11 protein-coding genes, 1 tRNA gene and 3 pseudogenes are annotated in these 15958 nt (G+C 68.1%); 10 read left to right on the top strand and 5 right to left on the bottom strand.

Annotation, left to right across the window (positions count from 1 at the left end):
- Positions 1 to 76: 76 nt before the first annotated feature.
- Together XINFAN_RS18010 and XINFAN_RS18005 are read left to right on the top strand one after the other, a co-directional pair.
- A pseudogene (locus XINFAN_RS18010) lies at positions 77 to 689 on the top strand (transposase); the annotation flags it as partial.
- A 22-nt stretch (positions 690 to 711) separates the two neighbouring features.
- On the top strand, positions 712 to 1308 hold the full coding sequence (locus XINFAN_RS18005) for a tyrosine-type recombinase/integrase (protein ID WP_124088253.1): 597 nt from the start codon (positions 712 to 714) through the stop codon (positions 1306 to 1308).
- Positions 1309 to 1406: 98 nt separating this feature from the next.
- On the opposite strand, the gene XINFAN_RS18000 is transcribed toward XINFAN_RS18005, so the two are convergent.
- The 4 genes from XINFAN_RS18000 to XINFAN_RS17985 all read right to left on the bottom strand — a co-directional run bounded on the left by XINFAN_RS18000 (position 1407) and on the right by XINFAN_RS17985 (position 5739).
- Positions 1407 to 1480: transfer RNA gene (locus XINFAN_RS18000), tRNA-Cys, on the bottom strand.
- 1156 nt (positions 1481 to 2636) lie between these two features.
- Positions 2637 to 3983 carry a glutamate--cysteine ligase gene (locus XINFAN_RS17995; protein ID WP_124088252.1) on the bottom strand — a complete coding sequence of 449 codons (1347 nt, stop codon included), beginning with the start codon at positions 3981 to 3983 and terminating at the stop codon, positions 2637 to 2639.
- Positions 3984 to 4435: 452 nt separating this feature from the next.
- The gene (locus tag XINFAN_RS17990; RefSeq protein WP_124088251.1) at positions 4436 to 5017 is read right to left on the bottom strand and encodes a hypothetical protein; all 582 of its coding nucleotides are present in this window, start codon (positions 5015 to 5017) and stop codon (positions 4436 to 4438) included.
- Positions 5014 to 5739, bottom strand: coding sequence for a 16S rRNA (uracil(1498)-N(3))-methyltransferase (locus tag XINFAN_RS17985; protein WP_124088250.1), 726 nt, complete (start codon positions 5737 to 5739; stop codon positions 5014 to 5016). The genes XINFAN_RS17990 and XINFAN_RS17985 overlap by 4 nt, the downstream gene beginning before the upstream one ends.
- Before the next feature lie 11 nt (positions 5740 to 5750).
- On the opposite strand from XINFAN_RS17985, the gene ubiA reads away from it, so the two are divergent.
- From ubiA to XINFAN_RS17955, 6 genes and pseudogenes are all read left to right on the top strand, one after another.
- Complete coding sequence (gene ubiA, locus XINFAN_RS17980) at positions 5751 to 6731, top strand: 4-hydroxybenzoate octaprenyltransferase (RefSeq protein WP_124088249.1); 981 nt, start codon at positions 5751 to 5753, stop codon at positions 6729 to 6731.
- 86 nt (positions 6732 to 6817) lie between these two features.
- The gene (locus XINFAN_RS17975; protein WP_233352340.1) at positions 6818 to 8839 is read left to right on the top strand and encodes an OmpA family protein; all 2022 of its coding nucleotides are present in this window, start codon (positions 6818 to 6820) and stop codon (positions 8837 to 8839) included.
- Between the two features lie 77 nt (positions 8840 to 8916).
- Positions 8917 to 9246 carry an ATP synthase subunit B family protein gene (locus XINFAN_RS17970; RefSeq protein WP_124088248.1) on the top strand — a complete coding sequence of 110 codons (330 nt, stop codon included), beginning with the start codon at positions 8917 to 8919 and terminating at the stop codon, positions 9244 to 9246.
- A gap of 191 nt (positions 9247 to 9437) precedes the next feature.
- Positions 9438 to 10916, top strand: a complete 1479-nt coding sequence (locus XINFAN_RS17965; protein ID WP_124088247.1) for an NAD-dependent succinate-semialdehyde dehydrogenase — start codon at positions 9438 to 9440, stop codon at positions 10914 to 10916.
- 419 nt (positions 10917 to 11335) lie between these two features.
- Positions 11336 to 11835: pseudogene (locus tag XINFAN_RS17960) on the top strand (IS110 family transposase); the annotation flags it as partial.
- Between the two features lie 477 nt (positions 11836 to 12312).
- Complete coding sequence (locus XINFAN_RS17955; RefSeq protein ID WP_124088246.1) at positions 12313 to 12807, top strand: peptidoglycan-binding protein; 495 nt, start codon at positions 12313 to 12315, stop codon at positions 12805 to 12807.
- A gap of 177 nt (positions 12808 to 12984) precedes the next feature.
- Here XINFAN_RS17955 and XINFAN_RS17950 read toward each other — a convergent pair whose 3' ends face one another.
- Positions 12985 to 14946, bottom strand: coding sequence for a DUF3857 domain-containing protein (locus XINFAN_RS17950; protein ID WP_124088245.1), 1962 nt, complete (start codon positions 14944 to 14946; stop codon positions 12985 to 12987).
- 144 nt (positions 14947 to 15090) lie between these two features.
- Here XINFAN_RS17950 and XINFAN_RS17945 point away from each other — a divergent pair, with 144 nt between their 5' ends.
- Together XINFAN_RS17945 and XINFAN_RS17940 are read left to right on the top strand one after the other, a co-directional pair.
- The gene (locus tag XINFAN_RS17945; RefSeq protein WP_124088254.1) at positions 15091 to 15627 is read left to right on the top strand and encodes an RNA polymerase sigma factor; all 537 of its coding nucleotides are present in this window, start codon (positions 15091 to 15093) and stop codon (positions 15625 to 15627) included.
- Positions 15624 to 15958 (top strand): annotated as a pseudogene (locus tag XINFAN_RS17940) (VWA domain-containing protein); the annotation flags it as partial. The gene XINFAN_RS17945 and the pseudogene XINFAN_RS17940, both read left to right, overlap by 4 nt.

Below are 15958 nucleotides of genomic sequence, written 5' to 3'. Positions count from 1 at the left end.
CGCAGAAGGCATTCGAAACTGGGCTACCTCAGCCCAATGGAGTTCGAGGCCCGCGCTATGCTAGCTTAACCTGCTGTCCACGAAACCGGCAGCAGCTCACTGCCCCTATCTGCTGAGAAAGCTGCCTGTCACCCGGCCCAATCAGGTCTGGGCGATGGACATCACCTGCATTCCAATGGCGCGCGGCTTCATCTGTCTGGCCGCCGTGTTGGACTGGTTCACCCGGTGCGTCCTGGCCTGGCGGGTGTCGATCACGCTGGAGGCCGATTTTTGCATCGAAGCTGTCGAGGAGGCACTGGCACGTCATGGCCCGCCCGAAATCTTCAACATGGAGCATGGTCGCGCCATCGGTTCGAGCGGCCATGCGACGTCAGGGTAGCCAGTTCACCTCGACCGACTTCATCAAGGTGCTGGCCGCCCACAAGATCAGGATCAGCATGGATGGCAAGGGCGCCTGGCGCGACAACGTCTTCGTCGCGCGCCTCTGGCGGACAATCAAATACGAGGAGGTCTGCCTGCGGGCCTGTTCCAGCCTGTCCGAGGCCCGGGCCGGGATCGGGCGATATCTGAGCTTCTGCAACAGCCGCCGTCCACATTCATCGCTTGAAGGGAAAACCCCGGATCAGGCCTGCTTCAACCAGCCGATGCCCGAAGCGGTGGCGGCGGAACCGAGGCGGAAAACCACTTAGAAAACAACCAAAACCTGTTCAGATGAACCGAACAACCTCTATTGATCAGCGCTGGCGAGAGGATAATCCTGCCAAGGGTGTGAGCCTGCTGAAGTCCGGCGCCCCGCCCCGCGAGGCCTGGCCGCAGGATCTGATCGACGCCTATCGCGCCAAGGCCACCGGGCGGGCGCTCCTGATCTTAGAGATTGCGCTTGGCACCGGTCAGCGCATCGGCGATGTGCTGAAAATGCGATGGGGGGACATTGAAGGGGAAGGGATCAACCTCACCCAGGGCAAGACCGGCGCTCGGCTGTGGGTGCCTTTTACGCCTCATCTGCTCGCGATTATAGCTGAGGCTGCAAAAATTGGCGTCAAGATCTGCGCGTGGGGACGCGGAAAGCCATCCAGCTATCGCAGTGCAGCAGATCTCGTCATTGCTGTGCGCAGGGAGATTGGAGCAGAGGCCTTCGATATCCATGGGCTGAGATATTCAGCCGCATCAGAGCTGGCATCTCTCGGGTGTAGCGACGAGCTGATAGCGGCCGTTACAGGGCATGCTACCGGCGCGATGGTTCGAAAGTATGCCGGAGCTGCGAGGCAAAAAGTCCGAGCTATCGAGGCACAATCAAAGCGAAAATGAGTAATGGAACAGAACAAGACAGGAACGAGAAAGTTGCCACGGATGTTGCCAGATTTGAATGGCAACGCGGTATGATAAGCTAAGTGTTTGAAAAGATTTGGAGGCGGGTACCGGAATCGAACCGGTCTTCACGGATTTGCAATCCGCTGCGTAACCTCTCCGCCAACCCGCCGGAATGCGGTGTTCATTAGGTTTTTTCCTCCTGCCCGTCAACGTGTATCATCTGCCGTATAGGGTTCTTTTTTCGGCCCGTATCTGTTCCCTCGCTTCCTGGCGGTCGAATCGGCGCGCATCTGTGGCCGGGCGATCCCCGCATACCTGGCGACCATCTCGGGCGTGTCTTGGCCGCTGGAGCTTTGGATTTCCTCGTCAGAACAGCCCGCCCAGGCCAATGCCTCACGCCCCGGTAGTCCAGCGTGTGAAGGTCATTGGCCCGCAGGCCGGGGCGATCCCGGGCCGCCATCATGAGCCGCGCCATGCTGCGACAGGTCATGCGGTTGCCGTCGCGCGTGGCGATGATCGGTCAATCCCGGCCGCCATCGGCCGGACGGACCGCATCCGGCACCGCCGTCAGTTCGGCCGTGCAGGGCAGCAGCAGCGCCTTGCCGGTCTTGCCCTGCACCAGCCGCAGCTTGCCAGTTCCTCATGCAAGGCGGCAATCGCGCGCTGCCCTTCCCGAGCGCTCGTATCGGCTCGCCTGCATTTGCGACCCGAATTGGGTCACCTTCCAACCCGGCCCGGACGATCAGCCGGGCTCCGACCCATATCGCCAACGCAATGATCACCACGGAGGCGAAACGCAGGGGTCGTGAAGAGCTTTTTGGTATGAGGAGGATCAAAGACCCTGCGATTGTGATCGGATACGGTGCATCAGGCTCTTGGCTGAGCGCATCGCCTGCCTGAGGTGTCCAAGGCCGTACCCTCCATTACCGCAAAACCCGGGCGATCCGGATGCTGTCCGCGCCGGTCTGTGAACACCGATCAGGCCCGCCGCCCAGGAGTGCGGGGGATGCCGGACTTCTGGCGTTCATCATGGCGCGCCCTGGTCCGGGGAGATTCGCAGGAAACGGTGCAGAAGTGACGCGGCGCCTCCCGGCCAGTCGCCGGGTCGGCAAGACTGCCATCCGGGAGAGGTGGCGCAAAAGTCAGGGGGGGTGATCGTCGGAAACGGCGCTGACACCGGACCATACGGGATAGCCTGCGCCACCGTCCTCTTCGGTCATTGCGGTCCAATGGGTGAGACTGCGGAATAATCGACAGACAACACTGTCTGGAGATATCCCGCCCGAGTCCCGCCCCGGGAGCGGGACGGCCCCCTCGTCTCGCGCTCAGTAACTCGCAGCCTCGCAGATCGGGGCGAGCGAGCGGCCCCAGTCGCCGTGGTAAAGCTCCAGCCAGCGGTCGGCCTGGACGCGGCCGGTCTTCACATGGTCGACCAGCGGCGCGAGATATGCCTCCTCGCCAAGGCCGCGGCCCGCCAGCCCCGCATGGGCCAGCGACAGGGCGGCATGGGCGAGATCGGCAAGTTTCACGCCATTCGCCTCACCCTGGAGCGCATCGACCGAGGCCGCGACGCGCAGCCCCTCGCGGGTGGCCGCATCAAACCCGCGCACCAGATCCCAGGCGGCATCCAGCGCGGCGTCGTCATACATGATCCCGGTCCAGAACGCCGGCAGCGCCGCCAGATGCGCCCGGTCGCCGCAATCGGCGCCGCGCATCTCGATGTATTTCTTCACCCGCGCCTCGGGGAAAACCGTCGTCAGATGGTCGGCCCAGTCGGAAAGCGTCGGCTTCTCGCCGGGCAGCGCGGGCAGTTCGCCCTTCAGGAAATCGCGGAACGACTGGCCGAGCGCGTCGATATAGCGCCCGTCGCGGTAGACGAAATACATCGGCACATCGAGCACCCAGTCGACGTAACGCTGGAAGCCCATGCCATCCTCGAACGCGAAGGGCAGCATGCCGGTGCGGGAATCATCAAGGCCGCGCCAGATCCGCGAGCGCCAGGATTTGTGGCCGTTCTCGCGCCCGTCGAAGAACGGGCTGCTGGCGAAAAGCGCGGTCGCCACGGGTTGCAGCGCAAGGCCGGCCCGCAGCTTCTTCACCATATCCGCCTCGGAGCCGTAGTCGAGATTCACCTGCACCGTCGAGGTGCGATACATCATCTGGGTGCCATGAGTGCCGACGCGGCCCATGTAATCGGTCATCAGCCGGTAGCGGCCTTTGGGCATGACCGGCATGTCCTCATGCGACCATTCCGGCGCCGCGCCGATCCCCATGAAGCGCACGCCCATGCCTTCGGTCACCGCGGCGACCTCGGCGAAATGGGTGTCGAGTTCCGCCACCGTCTCGCGGACCGAGGCCAGCGGCGCACCCGACAGCTCGAACTGGCCGCCGGGCTCCAGGCTGATATTGGCGCCGTCGCGGGTCAGGCCGATGGTATGTTCGCCCTCCCTGACCGGCTGCCAGCCGAAACGGGCCTCAAGCCGGGAGAAAATCTCCGAGATCGAGCGCTCTCCGGCATAGGGCAGCGGGCGGCGCGAGTCTGTCAGCCAGCCGAATTTCTCGTGTTCGGTGCCGATGCGCCACTGATCGGCCGGTTTGCAGCCGCTTTCCAGCAGTTCGGCCAACTGTCCGAAGCTCTCGATCGGGCCGCCTCCGGCCTGGGGTATCGACATGGGCTGGCTCCGGTTCTGCTGACTTCGATCTGTGCCTGAGGCGACATGACCTGTCCCGCGACGGGGGGCATTGTCAAGACTGCCCGATGGCATCGCCGCGATTGGCCACAGCGGCCGGGGCACAAGCGATACAGCAGGTGTTGCAGTTCTGCCGCTACACGGAAACGGCCGGCGGGCCCTGAAACCCGGGGGCAGCCCCCTGTCCCTGCCGACGATCCTGGCCGATATTCACCCGGATACGCCATATGCCCGCCGGAATTGCGGGATTGTTCTACATCGCTGTCGGGCGGCCCCGGTATCGAAGAAAGCTGGCTGGCGTGCCGCCGAAAGACAGGAGCGCTGGTGTGAAACCTTCTGTCTGCCGCTCATTTCCGCGCGGCGCTGCAAGAAGGGGGCGGGCTGACCGCCCGGGACAGGATTCTCGTTCTGCCGTCCCGCCCGGCTGTGGGGCGTCAGTTCCCCCCCGGCCCGGGGCGCACCGGGCGCAACCCGCGGCCCGGTCGCGCCCAGACCAGCCGGTCGCGAAGCGCGGGCGCGGGAAGCGTGCCGCCCTGCCCCGCCGCGCCTTCCTGCGTCTCGTCCAGCGCGGCGACCAGCCCGGCCGAGCCGAGACCGGGAAGGCTCGCGAAAGCGTCGAACAGCGCCTCGGCCCCGGCGGCATCCAGCGGCACCAGGAGCCAGCGGCCGGACAGATCGCCAAGCCGCCAGGCGCGGCGCCCGCGCAGGCTGACCAGATGCAGCTCGGTCAGATCGTTCAGGCTGATCTCGCCGCCCATCCGCGGGTGCAGGTAGCTCAGCCGGCCCTCGTCGATCTCGACCAGGCCTGGGGCGGCGGGATCGCCCTGAAAGCGCATCCGCCGCAGCGCCAGCAGCCCCCAGCCAAGGCCCGCCGCGACCACCAGGGCACCGGCGGGCATCAGGATCCAGCCGCCGCCCGAGAAGATCCAGAGCCCGAGCGCCACCAGCGCCGCTCCTTCCGCCGGCCCCGACCAGCGGCGCAGGAGCGCCAGCGCCTCGGGGCGCAGGAAGCTCATCGCCAGTCCCCGAACCGCGCCTGCCACAGCGTCAGCGCGGCAAGCGCCGCGGTCTCCGCCCGCAGGATGCGCGGGCCAAGCGCCACCGGCGTCACGAAAGGCAACCCGTCGAGACGCGCGCGTTCTTCGGGGGTGAAGCCGCCTTCGGGGCCGATCAGGATCGCGGCGGGCTCGCCCCGGGCGCCCGGCCAGGCGGCATCGGCCCCGGCGCGGGCCTCGTCGGCCCAGTAAAGCCTGCGGCCCTCGGGCCAGGACGCCAGCAGCCGGTCAAGGGGTTGCAGATCAGCCACCTCGGGGACGTAAGTCGCGCCGCATTGCTCGGCGGCCTCGGTGGCATGGGCCCGGGCTTTGTCCTCGCGCAGCCTTTCGGCATTGGTGCGCCGGGTCGAGACCGGCAGGATGCGGGCCACGCCAAGCTCCACCGCCTTTTCTACGATGAAGGCGGTGCGCTCTTTCTTCACCGGCGAGAACAGGAGCCACAGATCGGGCGGCGCCTCCTGCACGCGGGTCTGTTCGCGGCAGACCAGAACGCCGCGGCGCTTGCCGGCCTCGGCCACCTCGGCCAGCCACTCGCCGTCGCGCCCGTTGAACAGGAACACCCCCGCCCCCGGGCCGAGCCGCATCACGGCAAAGAGATAATTCGCCGCGCCTTCGGGAACGGCCACGGCTTGCCCCGCCCCGAGCGGCTGATCTACATGAAGTCTGACTTTCGGCCCTGCCATGGAGGGAACCTATGACCCGGACGGACGGAACGCCAGAGGCCCCGCAACAAGCCCCGGCCGGCGTGGCCGATGCGGTGCGCGGCAACTGGGTGGACCGGCTGGCCCCCGCGCCCGCGCGGCCCTGGCTGCGGCTGTCGCGCGCCGACCGCCCGATCGGCACCTGGCTTTTGTATATCCCCTGCCTCTGGGCGGTGGCGCTGGCGGCAAACGACGGATCGGGCTTCTCGCGCCTCGATCTGTGGCTGATGGTGTCCTCGGGCCTCGGCGCGTTTCTGATGCGCGGCGCGGGCTGCACCTGGAACGACATCACCGACCGCCATATCGACGGACAGGTGGCCCGCACCCGGAGCCGCCCGATCCCCTCGGGCCAGGTGACGGTAAGAGGCGCGCTTCTGTGGATGGCGCTCCAGGCGCTGATCGCGGCGCTGATCCTTGTGACATACAACCGGCTTGCCATCGGCCTCGGGGTGGCCTCGCTCGCGCTGGTGGTGGTCTATCCTTTCGCCAAACGCTTCACCTGGTGGCCGCAGGTGTTTCTCGGCCTTGCCTTCAACTGGGGCGCGATCCTGCTCTGGGCGGCGCATTCCGGCCATGTCGCCCCCGGCGCGGTGCTGTTGTGGCTGAGCGGCATCGCCTGGACGCTGTATTACGACACGATCTACGCCCATCAGGACAAAGAGGACGACGCGCTGATCGGGGTGAAATCCACCGCCCGGCTGTTCGGGGCGCAAAGCGGGCGCTGGCTGGCGGGGTTCCTCGCGCTGGCGGTGCTGCTGTTCGCGGCGGCGGTGATCGTGACGATCCCGGCCTCGCGCGGGATCGCGCCGATGCTGATCGCGCTGGCCGGGGTCTGGGCCTTCGGGCTGCATATGGGCTGGCAGATGCGCGGGCTGAACCTCGACGACCCCGCCGCCTGCCTGCGGGCCTTCCGCGCCAACCGCGACGCGGGGCTGATCCCTGTGCCGTTTCTTGCCGCCGCCGCTCTGGTCTGATTGATCCGCGGCGTTTAACCCCCTAGGAAACCACCATCCCGGCCCGCAAACCGCCGCCGGATGCGAAACGGAGCCCCGATTCTCCTTTGACCAGGCGCCTTCTCTCTCTTCCCCGCGCCGCGCTCGGCGCCTTGGCCTTCGTCCTTGCGGGGGTGCTGATGCTGGGCATCGCCCTCGCCTCGGCGCTGATGATCGAACACCGCACCGGCACGGTGGTCATCTCCCGGCTCTCGGATGCGCGGATGGACTGGGCCACGGTCACCACCGACGGGATGCTGGTGCATCTGAGCGGCACCGCCCCGAACGAGGCCGCGCGGTTCCGCGCGCTGAACCTCGTCAGTTCGCTGGTCGACAGCTCGCGCATCCGCGACACGCTGGACGTGACGCCGACCTCGGCCATCGAGGCCCCGCGCTTCTCGGTCGAGATGCTGCGCAACGACGACGGTATCCAGCTGGGCGGCCTGATGCCCGCCACCCCCGACGCCGAAGGGCTGAGCGTCGATGCCTTCGTCGAGGCGGCCTCATATCTGACCCCGGACGACAGTCTGCCGGTCAACATGCTGCAATCGGCCAACTGGCCGGCGCCCGAGGGCTGGAACGACTCGCTCAGCTTCGGGATCGAGGCGCTTGGCCTGCTGAAACGCTCGAAGATCTCGGTCTCGGCGGGCCGGGTCGAAGTGACCGCCATCGCCGACAGCCCGGCCGAGAAACGCCGGCTGGAAAGCGAACTGAGCAAGCGCAAGCCGCGCCCGGTGGTGCTGGAGACCAATATCTCGGCGCCGCGCCCGGTGATCACCCCCTTCACGCTGCGCTTCATCAAGGATGCGGCCGGCGCGCGGTTCGACGCCTGTTCCGCCGATACCGACCGCGCCCGCACGCTGATCCTGAACGCCGCCGCCGCCGCCGGAATGGAGGGGCCCGCGATCTGCACCGTGGGCATGGGCACCCCCTCGCCGCGCTGGTCCGAGGCGGCGGTGGCCGCGATCCGCGCCGTGGCGGCGATGGAGGCGGGGACCGTGACCTTCTCGGACGCCGACATCACCTTCGCCGCCGGGGAAGGCGTGAGCCAGGCCACCTTCGACAATGCGCTCGGCGATCTGCGCGCGGCGCTGCCCGATGTGTTCTCGCTCGATCCGGTGCCGCCGGCCCCCGATACCGAGACGCGCGGCCCGGCGGAATTCACCGCCCGGCGGCTGGATTCGGGCCGGGTGGAGCTTCGCGGGCGGCTGGTCGACGAGGTGCAGCAGGCCGCGACCGAGGCATTCGCGCGCGCGGCCTTCGGCGCCGGAAACGTCTATGTCGCCGCCGTGCTGGACCCCGATCTGCCCGACGGCTGGCCGGTGCGGGTGCTGGCGGGGCTGGAATCTTTGTCGCTGCTGGACAAGGGCACGCTGGTGGTGCGCCCCGATGCGGTCGAGGTGAAGGGCATCACCGGCTCGCAGGACGCGCGGGCGCGGATCACCCAGATCCTGTCCTCGGGGCTGGGCCAGGGCCAGAATTTCCGCGTCGATGTCAGCTATGACGTAAAGCTCGACCCGCTGGCGGCCCTGCCCACCCCGCAGGAATGCGCCGCCGGGGTGGACATGATCATGTCGCGCCGCAAGATCACCTTCACGCCCGGCTCGGCCGAGATCGCCGCCGAGGCCGGCCCGGTGATCGGCGAGCTGGCCGAGGTGCTGAGCGACTGCCCCGGTATCCGCATGGAAATCGCCGGCCATACCGATTCCCAGGGCTCGGAAAGCGGCAATGCCGCGCTCAGCCAGGCGCGGGCCGAGGCGGTGATGATGGCGCTGCTTGGCCGCCGGGTCGATACATCGGGCATGACCGCGGTGGGCTATGGCGAAAGCAATCCGATCGCCGACAATGCGACCGAAACCGGGCGCGAGGCCAACCGGCGGATCGAATTCACCCTGAAGGAAGCCGCCGCCGCCCCGCAGGTGCCGCAGGCGGCAGAGGAAAGCGAAGCCGCCACTCCGGCCGCAGCCGCCCCCGCCGTCGAGGCCACCGCCTCCGGCGAGGCGCCCGATTTTTCCGCCGACACCAGCCCCTCGGTCGCGCCGGCCGAGAAGACCGTCCGACCGCGCACCCGCCCCGCAGAGGAAGACTGACCCACCGCAGCGCCGGGATTTCCCGGCAAGCCCCCTTGGCAAGCCCCTTCCCCGGGGGCCGAAGGATTGCCCGCCCAATGAACCGCACCGAATTCGTCATCGCCACCTCGATCATCCTGCTCCTGGCCTTCGGCATGGGCTGGCTCTGCCACTGGCTGCTGCACCGTTTCTCGCGCAGCGCGGGCACCGATCTGTCCGAACTCGACCGGCTGGCGCAGTCGCTGCACGAGGCCGAGGAGATGCGCGACCAGGCGGTGGTCTGGCTGGAGACCCGCGAGGCGGAGCTGACCAACCAGATCAGCCAGACCGAGGCCGAGTTGCGCGCCGCGATGGAGGGGCTGCGCGACGCCCGCCAGGAGGCCGAGGAGATGCGCGCCTATATCGAGCGGATGCACGCGAACGGCTGAGGGCGGGAACCGGCCCCTTGCGGGGCCGTGCCTCCGGCGGGGGTATTTGGATCAGGATGAAAGGGGGCGGCGTTCGATCCCGCCAGCCTGCGGCGGTTTTGGCCGCAAACTGGACTGATCGCGCGCGCGGAACTGGACAAGTCGCCCCCCTGCATGCGACCTCAGCCCCAATCGTTTCAGCGGAGGCCCCCATGCTAGACACCGTCACCAATCTGCGCGCGCTTCTGAAAGACCCCTCGCTTCTGGTCGAAAAGGCCTATGTCGGCGGCCAGTGGATCGACGCCGACGACGGCTCGACCTTCGAGGTGATCAACCCCGCCCGCGGCGACGTGATCGCCCGGGTGCCGAATTTGGGCCGCGCCGAGACCGCCCGCGCCATCGCCGCGGCCGAAAAGGCGCAGAAGGCCTGGGCCGCGCGCACCGGCAAGGACCGCAGCCAGATCCTGAGGAAATGGTTCGATCTGATGATGGCGAACCAGGACGATCTGGGCACCATCCTGACCGCCGAGATGGGCAAGCCGCTGGCCGAGGCGAAGGGCGAGATCGCCTATGGCGCCAGCTTCATCGAATGGTTCGCCGAAGAGGCGAAGCGCGTCTATGGCGAGACCATTCCCGGCCACCAGCCCGACAAGCGCATCACGGTGATCAAGCAGCCGATCGGCGTGGTGGCCTCGATCACGCCCTGGAACTTCCCCAATGCGATGATCACCCGCAAATGCGGCCCGGCGCTGGCCGTGGGCTGCGCTTTTGTGGCCCGCCCGGCCGCCGAGACGCCGCTCTCGGCGCTGGCGATCGCGGTGCTGGCCGAGCGCGCCGGGATCCCGGGCGAGGTGTTCGCGGTGATCACCTCGAAACGCTCGTCCGACATCGGCAAGGAATTCTGCGAGAATCCGGCGGTGCGGAAGCTGACCTTCACCGGCTCGACCGAAGTGGGCCGGATCCTGCTGCGCCAGGCGGCGGATCAGGTGATGAAATGCTCGATGGAGCTGGGCGGCAATGCGCCGTTCATCGTCTTCGACGACGCCGATCTGGACCGCGCGGTCGAGGGCGCGATGCTGTCCAAGTTCCGCAACAACGGTCAGACCTGCGTCTGCGCCAACCGGATCTACGTCCAGGCCGGCGTCTACGACAAATTCGCCGAGAAACTGGCGGCGGCGGTGGCGAAGACCACTGTCGGCGACGGGCTGTCCGAGCCGGTGCAGTTCGGCCCGCTGGTCAATCTCGCCGCGGTCGAGAAGGTCGAGGAACATATCGCCGACGCCAAAGCCAGGGGCGCGACGGTGGCTCTGGGCGGCAAGCGCCATGAGCTGGGCGGCTCGTTCTTCCAGCCGACCATCCTCACCGGGGTGACCAGCGAGATGCTGGTGACCAACGAGGAAACCTTCGGCCCGCTGGCGCCGCTGTTCCGCTTCGAGACCGAGGAAGAGGTCGTCGCCAGGGCCAACGACACGATCTTCGGCCTCGCCTCGTATTTCTTCGCCCGCGACATCGGCCGCATCACCCGCGTCCAGGAGGCGCTGGAATACGGCATCGTCGGCGTGAACACCGGCCTGATCTCGACCGCCGAGGCGCCGTTCGGCGGCGTCAAGCAATCGGGCCTCGGGCGCGAGGGCAGCCACCACGGCACCGAGGATTACCTGGAGATGAAATACATCTGCCTGAGCGTCTGAGCAGGCAGGCCAGCGTCGCGGGGGGCCGCCTGCCCCCCGCGGCCCGTTCGTCGGCCTTCCCTGTCGGGGCTGACTTTCCGCACAGGCCACAGGTCCCGGGTGACCAGCCGAAGCCATCGAAAACCTGGCAGACGGAGGCCCCGGCGGCTGGTGGTGATATGGCAGGACAATGGACATCGGGCGGAATGAGCGATCCGGGGTCTTGCCGCGCGCATCTGACCGACATTCGGGCCGCATCCGGCGCTCCTCAGGCAGCAGATTGACATCATTGGTGAAGTTCCGGCGCGAAGCCCGAGGGGCGCATGGGATGCGCGTTGCGGGGGGACGGGAAACTCTGACCGGCCCTGATGATGTGACCGCCCCCCGAGGGCATCTGTATGCCGGGGTGGTTCTGCGAGGATCCACACAGGAGAGCAGTCATGTCGGAGATTATCACTGTCGGGCTCGATCTGGCGAAGAATGTGTTCCAGGCGCATGGGGCTGATGTCCCTGGCCGGGTGGTTTTCGCAAGACGCTGAGGCGGGAGCAGGTGCTGTCGTTCTTCAGCCGGTTGCCGCCTTGCGTCGTTGCGATGGACGCTTGCGGAGGGGCGCATTTCCGGGGCCACAAGATCTGCAAGCCCGGGCATGAGGTGCGGCTGATCCCGCCCGCCCAGGTGAAGCCCTTCGTCAAACGCCAGAAGAGCGATGCGGGGATGCCGGGGCGATCTGCGAAGCCGCGGCGCGCCCGACGATGCGCCTCGTGCCGGTGTAGAGCGAAGAGACGCAAGGGGCGGCGCCTCGCCACGGCGCTCGAACCAGTGGCGCACCATGGCTCGATGTTCCGTATCCGTGAACTGCTGATCCGGCAGCGCACACAGGCGATCAATGCCCTGTGGGGCCACCTGACCGGGTTCGGCCAGATCGTGCCGCGGGGTGCTGATCACCTACACATCCCCGGCCCTCCCATTTGGACGCGGCAGGGCGCGGGCGGGACTGTCAGGTCCGCAGTCACATCCGGCCCGAAGCCCCGATCCTGACACCGACCGGCAAAATTTTTCCGTCCAGAAGATAACCGGCCGCCGCCCAGAGGCGCGCCGCAACACAAAGCTGGCGCGCCGCAGCAGTCCAGCCCGTTTGTGCCAAAGTCAGTCCCCCCTCATTTTCTGTCCTCAAATATCCTCAGGGAGTGAATGAGCCGCGAGGCTCAGAGGGGGCGCGAGCGCCCCCTTTCCTTTTCCCGCAAGTCTCTGATTTTCCTTCTGCTATCCCATAACAGCCCGGTGTTTTCCCCTGACAGCCGGTTGATTTTGCCTGGCAGGTCGGCCGCGCCCAGATTGGCCTCATCGCGCCCCGCCTTCCGGTCTTCTGCCCGGCCCGACGGAGGGGGCAGGTTCCGCTTATGAAAGGAAACCGCTATGCTGCCGAAGTTTCGCACCATGACCATCGCCGCGCTGAGTGCCGGCGCCGTCGCGCTCAGTTCGATGCCCGCGCTTGCCTGGGGCAAGAAGGAACAGGGCTTCGTCGCCGGTGTCGCCGCCGCGATCATCGTCGATCAGCTGATCGAGAGCGGCAAACACCGCAAAGAGCACCGCGCGCCGACCTATTACTACGATACGCCGCGCTATGCCGAACCGGCGCCGGTCTACAAAGAGCCGCGCCGCTCGACCAAGAGCTACAGTTCGGTCCATTCCACCCCCGCCGCCCAGGCCTTCAGGACCTATTCGCCGGGCGAGCGCAAGGCGATCCAGCGCAACCTGCGCGCCGCGGGCTATTACTACGGCGGGATCGACGGGGTGTTCGGCTCGGGCACCTACAATGCGGTCACCGCCTATGCCCGCGATATGGGCGCGAGCGGCAATCTGCGCACCACCGGCGGCGCCTTCGCCGTCTATGACGGGCTCCTGTTCTGATCGCGCTGCCCGAGGCGGGGCAGACAATGACCGACAGCCGGCCATAACGGCCGGATGATCCGCGCCCCACTCCCCGGGGCGCGGATCCCCTGCCCCCGCGCGGGGGCGTTTCCGTGGGGGCGCGTCCGTGGGGCCATTTCTTTCAGGCCGCTGCCGGCCGGCAGCGCGCCCGGCACCTCAGCGCAGATCCCAGCTGAACCAGGTCGTGTCCCAGATCCGGCGGGCATCCGCGGCGATCTTCGCCACATCGCGCGCCGGGATCACCGCGCGCCGGGTCAGAAACTCCCAGTCCAGCTCCAGCCTGCCATGCCCCGGCGCCGAGGCCTCCAGCCGGTAGCGGAAGAGCTCGTTCTCCAGCAAGACCGGCGCGGGCGGGGTGAAGTCGATCCCCGCCCCCCTCACCTCGATCCGGTGACGGTAGAGGCCGGGCGGGCCGCTTGCCCAGGGGAACTTCCGCCCCTGCGGCGGGCTTTGCGGCAGGTCGCTGGAGAAATCCTCGGCCGCGAAGGGAAATCTCTCGCGCAGCCCCGACAGCCGGATCGCCTCTGCCGGCAGAAAATAGCTCTCGTGCAGCGTCAGCCGGTTGGCCTCGGGCTCGTCATTGAGCGTGATCGGTTTCAGTTGCCGCAGCCCGGGCAGCAGGTCGCCGTAATAGCCGAAAAGCTCAAGCGAGATATCCTCGCCGCTCTCGTCGTGGCGCAGCCGCAGATCGTCGGCCGACTGGCCCCGGTGTTCGGAATAGACGTCGAGATATAGCCCGGCCAGGGTGAAGCGGTATTTCTCGGTGACGATGCTGGTCCAGACCCGCTCGGGCGCGGCGGGGATCGGCTGAGGCGCGCTTTGCCCCTCTGCCAGCACCAGCGCAAAGCCGTAATCCGGCGGGGTCAGGGCCGCGAGCCGCCCGCGCTGGCCCGTCAGCGCCGGGTCGAGCCACCAGTCCTGGCCGCCGATCCGCACCCGGACGATGGCGTGGTCGAAAGCCCCGACCGAGGGCGAGGCCTGGTCCAGCCCGTGCCCCGCATAACGATGGGTCAGCGCCACATCGGCCGCGATCCCCATCCGCCGCAGCATCACCGCCAGCAAGAGCGCCTTGTCCGCCGCATCGCCATAGCCCGAGGCGATCACCTCGGCCGGAAGCCGCGCCCGCGTGCTGCCGTCATGAAAGGCGACCGGCAGATAGTCGATCCCGTCCTGGACCAGGTGCAGCGCCGCCAGCGCGCGGGCTTCGGCCCCGGCATCGGCCGCCACCAGATCGCGCAGGGCGTCTTCCCAGGCGCCCAGCGGATGATCCGCCTGATAATAGGGGGCGTAATCCGCCGCGAGGGCGCTCCAGTCGCGGTCGGGCGTCATCCGCAGCACCGCCTGCTGGTCGATCCAGACCGGGACGCCCTCCTCGTAAAGACCCGGAACGGCCTCGATGCGCTGGAACTCCAGCCGGGTGCCGCCGCCGGGCAGCGGCCCCTCGATCCGCGCCACCGTCGCGGGCAGCGGGCGGATGTTCACCGGCCAGTCCGCGGGCCAGTTCACCACCGCCCGGGCGAGGATCACCGGATCGTGGAACTCCAGTTCCGCATAGACCTCGCGGTCCGGCGCGGGCGCATCGGGGCGCGTGCTGCGCAGCGCCGAGATATCCACCACATCGCCCACCCGCAGCCCCTCGACCGGCACCACCACCATGAGGCGGCGGTTCAGAACCTGGCCCGGCGCGTCCCACTCCCAGGGTGCGGCGACCGGCTGAACGCTGCCGGTCAGATCGGTCTCCACCCCGTCGCGCCACAAAGACACCCGGGTCAGCGCGAAATCCTCAAGCGCGGCGTTGTATTCCAGAACATTCAGCTCCCCTTCCGCGATCCCTTCGGGGCTCAGGATCTGCGTCACATCGCGGCTCCAGACCTGCCGCCGGCCGTCGACCCAGGCGAATTGCCTGTCCTTCAGCAGATGGCGGATGCCGCCCGCCCCGGCGATCTTCGCGGAATCGAGCGCCGCCGCCTCGGGCAGATCGTCCGCCCAGTCCGGCACCGGCGCCAGCGCGACCGGCGGCCCCGCCTCCTGCGCGGCCCCCGCCTGCGGCAAGGCGCAGAACAGGACGGCAAGCGCCGCGATCAGCACGGAACCAGCGAAACTCGGCAAACGGCGCATGAGGGATCCCCCGGGAAGTGAGCGCCCGAAGCCTAGGACAGCGAAAAAAGACCCACAAGCCGGGGGCCTTGCGGATTTTCCCCGCGCCGCTGCCGGACGGGCCAAGGATTGCGCCGCGCCGCGCGTCTGATTAGCGTCATGCTGATGGATACGCCCGACGAGACCCTTGCCACGGCGGCCGCCTCGGGCGACCGCGCGGCCTTCGCCACCCTGGTGGCGCGGCATTACGACCGCATCTTCGCGCTGGCCTGGCGGCTGACCGGGCTGCGCGCCGATGCCGAGGATCTGGCGCAGGACATCTGCGCCGCGCTTCCGGTCAAGCTGACGCGCTGGCGCGGCGAGGCGCGCTTCACCACCTGGCTTTACCGCGTGGTGGTGAACGCCGCCCACGACCAGCGCCGCCGCCGCACCACGCGGGTGAAGGCCGCCGAGGGCTGGGGCGACTGGGAAACCGCCCGCCAGGCCGAGATCGCCGAGGGCCGCGAGGCCGAGGCCTGGCTCTGGTCGGCGATGGCGCAGCTCTCGCCGGAACTGCGCGACACCGTGGCGCTGGTGCTGGGCGAAGAGATGACCCAGGCCGAGGCGGGCCTCGTGCTGGGGGTTTCCGAGGGGACGATCTCCTGGCGCATGTCCGAAGTGAAGAAACGCCTGCGCGCCCTTGCGGCAAGAGAGGCCGGATGACCGACGATCTGGAACAGCTGCGCGCCGCCCTGAAAGCCGCGCCCCCGCCGCCCGAGCCCGACGCCCGCGCCCGGGCACTTGCGCTCGCCATGGAAAATTTCGACCGCACCCAGGGCGCGCGCGCCGAAGCACGTCAGACGGAGGACCGCCCCGCGAGGGCGGGTTTCCTGAACGGAGTGCGTTCCATGCTGAATTTCCTGTCCGCCAAACCCGCCCTGGCCGCCACCACCTCGGTCGCGGCGCTGGTGATCGGCCTTGCGGTGATCCTGCCGGTGTCGCAGCAGATGCGCAGCGAGCCGCCGGTGGCGCCGAAGACCGCGGCCCCCGAGCC

Origin of the sequence: Pseudogemmobacter humi, from assembly GCF_900609055.1 — a bacterium.
GTDB classification, from domain to species: domain Bacteria; phylum Pseudomonadota; class Alphaproteobacteria; order Rhodobacterales; family Rhodobacteraceae; genus Pseudogemmobacter; species Pseudogemmobacter humi.
The sequence above is the reverse complement of the archived record's forward strand: the minus strand, read 5'-3'. Positions and strand labels throughout refer to the sequence as shown.